Source organism: Vibrio sp. 2134-1, from assembly GCF_033339495.1.
Window position 1 is genome coordinate 122,905 of sequence record NZ_JAWOUS010000016.1, and the last position, 8,261, is coordinate 131,165.

At 43.6% G+C, this 8,261-nt stretch carries 4 protein-coding genes; all 4 read left to right on the forward strand.

Annotated elements, in window-relative coordinates:
* Positions 1-200 precede the first annotated feature (200 nt).
* The 4 genes from R7R78_RS17565 (at position 201) to R7R78_RS17580 (ending at position 8,154) form a co-directional block, all read left to right on the forward strand.
* Positions 201-2,534, forward strand: coding sequence for a YgiQ family radical SAM protein (locus R7R78_RS17565; protein ID WP_054574765.1), 2,334 nt, complete (start codon positions 201-203; stop codon positions 2,532-2,534).
* Positions 2,535-2,796: 262 nt separating this feature from the next.
* Positions 2,797-6,297 (forward strand): T6SS effector BTH_I2691 family protein, encoded by a 3,501-nt coding sequence (locus R7R78_RS17570; RefSeq protein ID WP_225474062.1) that lies wholly within the window; start codon positions 2,797-2,799, stop codon positions 6,295-6,297.
* A 3-nt stretch (positions 6,298-6,300) separates the two neighbouring features.
* Positions 6,301-7,200 carry a hypothetical protein gene (locus R7R78_RS17575; RefSeq protein WP_225474063.1) on the forward strand — a complete coding sequence of 300 codons (900 nt, stop codon included), beginning with the start codon at positions 6,301-6,303 and terminating at the stop codon, positions 7,198-7,200.
* A 3-nt stretch (positions 7,201-7,203) separates the two neighbouring features.
* Positions 7,204-8,154 (forward strand): hypothetical protein, encoded by a 951-nt coding sequence (locus tag R7R78_RS17580; RefSeq protein ID WP_047103328.1) that lies wholly within the window; start codon positions 7,204-7,206, stop codon positions 8,152-8,154.
* Positions 8,155-8,261: the final 107 nt, after the last annotated feature.

An 8,261-nucleotide genomic window follows, 5' to 3' on the forward strand; every position in this document is an offset into this window, starting at 1 on the left:
AAGATTGCGACATTTTTCATGAACCGATCTATAACCATGAGGCTTTCAAGGTGAAATTAGACAGAAAATCGCCGATAGAGCATTGATATTTTTACAAACCAAATAAAACTCGATGAACTAAGCTGGAATAGATGAGTTTGTTATAGATACCTGATAATCAAATCGCTATAATTCGCGCTCCCTGGAACAGAGAGCAAAATATGACCAATAACATCACTCCTATTCATGAGTACAAAAAATACTGGGCAGAGTGTTTTGGTACGGCACCTTTCTTGCCGACCAGTCGCAAAGAAATGGATGCCCTAGGATGGGATAGCTGTGACATTATCATTGTAACCGGTGACGCTTATGTGGATCACCCAAGCTTTGGTATGGCTATCATTGGCCGCCTGCTAGAAGCACAAGGTTTCCGTGTCGGTATCATTGCTCAACCAGAATGGCAAAATAAAGATGCGTTCATGCAACTTGGTAAGCCAAATCTGTTCTTCGGGATCACTGCGGGTAACATGGACTCCATGATCAACCGTTACACCGCGGATAAAAAGCTTCGTCACGATGACGCGTACACACCAAATAACGAAGGTGGCAAACGCCCAGACCGCGCGACTTTGGTTTACTCTCAGCGTTGTCGTGAAGCTTACAAAGAAGTACCTATTGTTTTAGGTGGTATCGAAGCCAGCCTACGCCGTGTTGCGCACTACGATTACTGGTCAGATAAAGTTCGCCGTTCGGTACTATTTGATGCAAAAGCAGACATCCTACTTTTTGGTAACGCAGAACGCGCACTTGTCGAAGTAGCACATCGCATCGCAAACGGCGAAGACATCAGCACCATGACCAATATTCGTGGTACTGCTGTGAACTTGCCAGCGGCGCCAGAAGGCTACACGGTTATTGATTCTTCTCGCATTGAAAAACCTCGTAAAGAAGCGTTCGTACCAAAGAACCCATACGAAGTAGAAACTCAGTGTGAAACTAAAAAAGACGAGCCAGTTGCACAACCAATCACGATTCGCCCATCACGCCACGATGCTGCGACGACTGCGGTCCGTTTACCTTCGTTTGAAAAGCTAAGAAACGATCGCATTCTTTATGCACATGCAAGCCGTGTATTGCATTTAGAAACGAACCCGTACTCTGGTCGAGCGTTACTTCAAAGCCATGGTGATCGTGAACTTTGGGTAAACCAAGCTCCAATTCCATTGACGACCGAAGAGATGGACTTTGTGTTTGGCCTGCCTTACGCGCGTGTCCCTCACCCTATGTACGGCAAAGCAAAAATTCCTGCGTACGACATGATCAAGACGTCTGTAAACATCATGCGTGGTTGCTTTGGTGGCTGTTCTTTCTGTTCGATTACCGAGCATGAAGGTCGAATCATTCAAAACCGTTCGAAAGAGTCTATCATCAACGAGATTGAAGAAATTCGCGACAAAGTTCCAGGCTTTACTGGCACAATTTCCGATCTTGGTGGCCCGACTGCAAACATGTACCGCCTGGGCTGTAAAGATCCAAAAGCGGAAGCGAACTGTCGTCGTCCTTCTTGTGTATTCCCGGGCATCTGTAACAAGCTAAACACAGACCACAAACACACGATCGATTTATACCGTGAAGCGCGTAAAGTTGAAGGCGTGAAGAAAGTGATGGTTGCATCTGGCGTACGTTACGACCTTGCGATTGAATCACCAGAATACGTGAAAGAGCTCGTGACTCACCACGTAGGCGGTTACTTGAAGATTGCACCGGAACATACAGAGAAAGGTCCTCTTGATCTGATGATGAAGCCAGGCATGGGTACGTACGATCGCTTTAAAGAGATGTTCGAGAAATACAGTGCAGAAGCAGGCAAGAAGCAGTACTTAATCCCTTATTTTATCTCTGCGCACCCAGGCACAGAAGACGAAGACATGCTGAACCTTGCTCTGTGGCTGAAAAAGAACAACTTCGAATGTGACCAAGTACAAAACTTCTACCCTTCGCCAATGTGTAACGCAACGTCGATGTACTACTCAGAGACAAACCCTCTGAAACGCGTGAAGTACAAAAAACGTGAAGATGTACCTGTAGCAAAAGGTGAACGTCAACGTCGCCTGCATAAAGCGCTGTTGCGTTATCACGATCCAGCAAACTGGCCAATGATCCGTGAAGCCCTAGTCAGTATGGGTAAAAAACATTTGATTGGTGACAAACAAGGCTGTCTCGTTCCTGCAGAAGACATTGAAGCACAAACACCTGCGCAACGTCGTAAATCTGGTCGTCACGGGGCAAACCGCTTTGCAACCAAACATACCAAAAACCAACCAGGCTTCGGTGGTCATTTGAACAAACGCTCTGAAGGCGGTTCAAAAGATGGTAAACCATCTGGCAACCGTAACGGTTCGGGTAAAGCTACAGGTGGTCAACGCCCTGCAAGCAACGGCCAACGTCCTAGCGGCAACGGTGCAAACCGCCCGGCAGGTAGCAAGCCGCAAGGCCAAGGTCGCCCACAAGCACAAGGCAAACCAACTGGTCAACGTAAACCAAAGCGTCGCTAACTCTTTAGCACTTAGATACTAGAAAGGGCTCCAGAGGTAACTCTGGAGCCCTTTTGTTTTGTCGGCTCATTGAGGCATCACTCACAACTCAAACTTTGATTCAATCAATACAAAAAATGGTAAACACCAACCAACTTATTGGAAAAACAAACAATTATTTGATTGACGCAAAACCATAAAAATCTAACTCATTGATTTTTAATTGCTTTATTTTGGTGCGATATTTGCGTAACAGAGTAAAACTCTTAAACATGGGCTAACGATGAATAATCCACTTCCCCCAAAAACTTCTATGTTCTGGTATGACAACAGCTATACCTATGAGGAGGCCGTTCAGGCATTTGAAAGCGATGGTACACTGAAATCGCTGAATATCGTTCCAACCACGGAATCTGATGATCTTGCTGGCTCACCCCCAGAGCGCAGTATGTTTTGGGAGGGAGAAACAAAAAAAATCGATCCGCCACCGCCGTCTGAACCAGAGCCTCTCAATTTAAAAACTGAGAAAGAAGCAACGGAAGCATCACCTGCGCACTTTATCCCAGTCCGCTATGCCATCGATCAGCTAGAAACAGAAGAGACACAGCCTTTTGGTTTGCCTGAAGAATGGAAAGGCCAAGGCCCAGCCAAACTCAATACCGTTGGTTACACCCTGCGTCAACTGCGCGACGGTTGGCTGTATGTCTATGATGCAATCAACAAAAGCTTAGACGAATACGAAATCAAAGGAACGCAATTCACGCTCTATAAGTTGGGAGAATCAGAAAGCCCAAAATCAGAGCAGCGTGGGACACCACAAGATGCAAAGCCCTTCCTTACTTACGTCAACGGAAGCGTACTATCGATTTGCTTCTCTGAGCACCGGTGGACATGGCACACGTTCATGCGCGTACTTAACAATCCGAGTAATCATATCGATCGCATGCAAACCATTGTTCTCTCCTCAAACGAGAATCAACACAACATTGCACCAATAGATAAGTTAACCCAAGTCGCTGATATTGAATCTTCTGCCGTCGATGATGGTCGCTTTGCGGATTCTGGCATCGCCACCAAAGCAGATGAAGATGGTTCTGTCTTTAAACCTGTCGCAGTCGAAAGCGATTTAACCTCTGCGATTCCAGAAGAAGAATCAGGCTACTTCGTCGCGATAAAAGATTACGCCGCAGACATTCAAGATATGTCACTGCATTTTGTTGGTGCCGCAAGCCCTTACCGCCTTTTCACTGACCAGTTTTCAAACCAGTGGAACTTGATGCAGACCGCCATGCAACTGTGTATGTTCGGGGCAAGTGACAATATAGACATGCCCACAGGAGTAAAGCGCAAAAACCAAGAGCTTGAATTCTATATGGACATGGCGGATTACTATGACAACTCAGCAATGGTTGACCTTACCAGTGAATCTCAAGCAGCTATCATCAAAGGAATGCCATCTTCATTTTCCCAGCAAGCTATCGATGATTACCAAAAATCCACTTCAGAAATAGCAGGGGCCATACAGAAGAAATATGGCATTTCAGCAAACCGATTTGGTAAATACGAGCAATGGATAGCGACTGAGCGTTGGCGTAAGCAACTCAACTGGAAACAAATGCTGAGCGAAATGCAAGAGCTGTCAGAACAAAAAGAAACCATGCTAGCCCAAGTTGTCTCGGTCAAACGCGACTTTATCGCAGTAATGGAGTCCTTAACGCCGCATCATCTCGAAAGAACCTTCGACCTATACAGCGAAGACACACAGTACAGCTTGTATCAACTGCACAAGCAAGCGGTTGAGTCATTTACTTTGGTGATACAAGAAGAAGACCGACAGTGGGCTGAAAGCCAATGGGAAAAACCAACCAGTTTACTTGCTCTCTATGCCTCTGGGTTTAGTCGTAGTTTATTTAAAGTGATGGAGAAGAATATTACTGAGGCGCAGAATGAACAGTCGATCACCTCAGAAAATTCTGATGCTGATAATCAGTTGATGGACCGGATCTCGGCTACCAGCAACCGTGTGAGCATGTACTCTAAGATCATGGATTTTGTTTCCAACCCAAACACTGCGGAAACGGACTTTCTCAAGGATATCGCCAAAGGTTTCCAAGAGCTGGACATTATCTTTAAATCTGCAATAGGTGCACTTGCAAAAGGCGTTGTAGAGTTTGGCGTTAGCATGACTTCACAAGCATCGATTTTACTGATGCCTGTTTTCGCTAAACCTCTGAACCGTCAGAGCTATTATTTGTTTGCCGTTATTGCAGAGCATATGGCACACAATATGCCGGTGACTGTAAATGAAAGCTACGCTCGCGATTTTGAAAAATGGAAAACACGCGTAAATGATTACCTAAGTGAGCTCAAGAAAAACGATGCGGTCATTGCTGACTTCCAGAAAAACAACCGCAAAGCTGACTCTAAATACACAACAGCTTTAAAAAATAAAAAGAGAATTAAGAAGGCACTCGCTGTGGCTACATTGGAGTACCCACAGTATATTGAATTACCCGATGATCTACCGCAAAGAACCGTCGAGCTTAGAACTGGGATCGCTATGAATAAGCTCGATGATTTGAATAAACTGTTCGAGAATGCCGGTGGTCTAGGCTTTATGGCATTAGTATTTAACTGCATCGCGCTTGGTGATGCCATGAGCAGTATTCAAGACACTGGATTAATGTCCTCAGATGAATTTTTGGATATCCAACAAAAGCTTTTTTATACAGTCAACGCTTGGACGGGTATTCGTACAGGTAAGCTGTGGAATCGTGTACAAGGAAACAGTGAACTTAGAAAAACTGCCCTGAAAGCGATTCAGACATCAAGAAACCCTAGAATACGAGCACTACCTTCTGCCGATTTAGCAATATTTAATAAATGGTTGGCGATTACGGGAATGCTAGGCACCCTAGCTTCAGGTATAGAAGCCTATCGCTCTTGGCAGAAAATAGACAACCTTCATGGAACAGCTAGAGTTGTGGAGTACTTCAATTTTGCATCTTTATTTGGATTGACACTTATCGGTGGATTTCAAGCTATCGGTGGATTAACCGGGGTTTGGTCGGCAAATATCCTGTTTGGAGGTCCGATCATGTTTGCCATTATGGGCCTCACTACGGTTTACCTTCTTAGTAACCATATAATGAGTAAACTTAAACAAGACGATTATCAAAAATGGTTAGATAAACTTCCTTGGGGGCATCACTCGAATAAAGCACGTTGGAGTCAATCCTCAAGCTTGGTAGAGAGAGAAAAGCATAATTCTTCTTTGGTACAAGAGGCTCTTTTTAAGTTAAAAACCATAATGGATAAACCTTTAATCTGCCAAATACCAATGATGCGTACCGTTCCGAATTCAACAACACAGTATCCAGCAGCAAAACAAGAATTGTTTGGTATTGAGTTACATATCCAAGTTCCTACCAATGCAGCAAGAGATGGAATAAAGCTTAGGACAAATACTTCTGTAACAGAGGGAGGACTGGAGTCGGGAGCTTGGTACACTGGAGTAGATCTAGAAACGTTGGATAGTTCAACTGATTCATCAGATTCTCAAAGCGTCTATAAATTGACTCTACCAATGAAAGACTCAGCTAACTATCTAGCATTTGAGATAGAATACATCCTTGATGATAAAAACGAATTAAGCCGTAAGTACTGGTTCCAAAATAATGCAAAACAGCGTGCAACTTATACGGCGATTTCAGACAATACTAAACAAGCAACGATCAGAAGTTCATTAACTTCAGATGCTAGTGAACTTAGCTTACAGGAGTAACCCTTGGCTTATTTACCTTTTTACATCACGCCAGAAGAATTTTCGTCCTACCAAGAAGAACAAGAGCAACAAATTCTAAAGGGGATGAATCTAACAATCTGGCACAAGCACGATATTGAAGAGCCTTTTCGATACTTATACCTATCGATTGCTATAGCCGCTGTCAGTCCATTATTTTTCCTTACCTATTTCCTACATGACAACAGCGACATGATCTTAACTTACATTTTATCGGGTCTGACGATAATCATGTCTGGTGTATCTTATCTGACATTTGGGTTGGACAATCGTTATGATTACACCTTGTCCGATCGCGGGTTGGTTATAAAAAAACGACGTAATTTACCGAATTGGGTAAACTCTGCAACTCAAGTCATGGGCTGGATTGGAGCTATTGTATGTATATTGATGGTTACGTTTGCCGGACCTGTGGTTCTTGTCGGAGCCGGGGGGTTTATACTGGTTTCGTTTCGAATGCTAAAGCGACAACAAAATGAGGAGACTGAAGTACTTGTGGCTCTCCGTGAAAATTGGCTTTGTTGTGAATACTGCAAAAATAGAAAAGTAATCGAACTATTTCATAAACACGATGACTGCTCGTACCAAGACACTGCTAAAACAACGGTAACAAGATACCACTCTATTGGAAGTTCCTATCTATTCGTCTCTTCACCAAAGCAATTAGAGGAAACCTTAAACATGCTTAATCAAGAGTTTGAACTGGATTGTAAAGAAGTCCCAAAAGCGAAAGACTTATTCGATTTCTCGAAACTTCCAGAAATATACAAAACAACGCCATTCCGCGGGACACATTACCCGTTAGAAGCAGTGGGAACGTTACGAACATCAAACGCTCCATTACCTGATTTAGAATATATATCTTCAATTTTAGCCAAGGAGTAACCCTTGGCATATTCACCATTTTATATCACCCCAGAAGAGTTGGCGGTTTATCAAGAGGCGCAAGAGCAAGAGATCCTCTCAGGAGACAATTTAACAACATGGCGTAAATATGATATCGAGGAAGCGAATCGTTTTTCATATATATTTGACAGCTTAGTTCCAATTGCCATCATGTCAGTGGTTCTTTTCTTATTTTGGTATACCTTAGGCCAAGACCCTATGATGGGGTATGTTGCTGTTAGTGTGCTAATAATGGGGTACGGACTCAGCTACCTATTGTTTGGCCTCGATTATCGCTATGACTATATTTTTTCTAGCAAAGGCTTTGTGATGAGAAAGCGTCGCAATATGCCTAAGTGGGTAAATACCGCTACGCAAGCCGTTGGCTGGATAGGTACAGTGGTGTGTTTGGTTATGGTAGCACTGGTTGGTCCAATGGCATTAGCGGGAGCAGGTGCCTTCATTTTGCTTTCATTTGGTATGTTAAAACGCCAGCCTGATGAACCAACAGAAGTGAGAGTTGGAGAGCGAGAAGATTGGCTTTTTGCTGATTACAATAAGAAAAGAAAAGTACTCCAATTCTATTTTAAGTATGACAGGTGCGAATACCAAGATACTGCTCAAAAGATTGTCTTTCGCTCACAAGATCGATTCGATTGTTACGTTTTCTTTAAAACTGAAGCGGATTTAGAATCCATGGTCGCGCAACTGTCAAAGGTCTACAAACTGAATTGTACAGAGGTTGATGACCATAAAAAGCTGTTTGAAGCAAAGCCAGAATCAAGGCTTTTTAGTATTCCTGTTTGTAGTAGAGAATACCAAACCGATGAGGTATTTGATTTTAGGGCGTCAAATGCCCCGCTCCCAGAGCGAGAGTACCTTTACAACGGCAAGTGGCAAACCGAGTCTGAAATCGAACAATCAAAGTCTAAACTAACTACAGCTCTGGAGTAACCCTTGGCATATTCACCATTTTACATCACCCCAGAAGAGTTGGCAGTTTATCAAGAGGCACAAGAGCAAGAAATACTCGCAGGCGATAACGTCAGAACATGGCATAA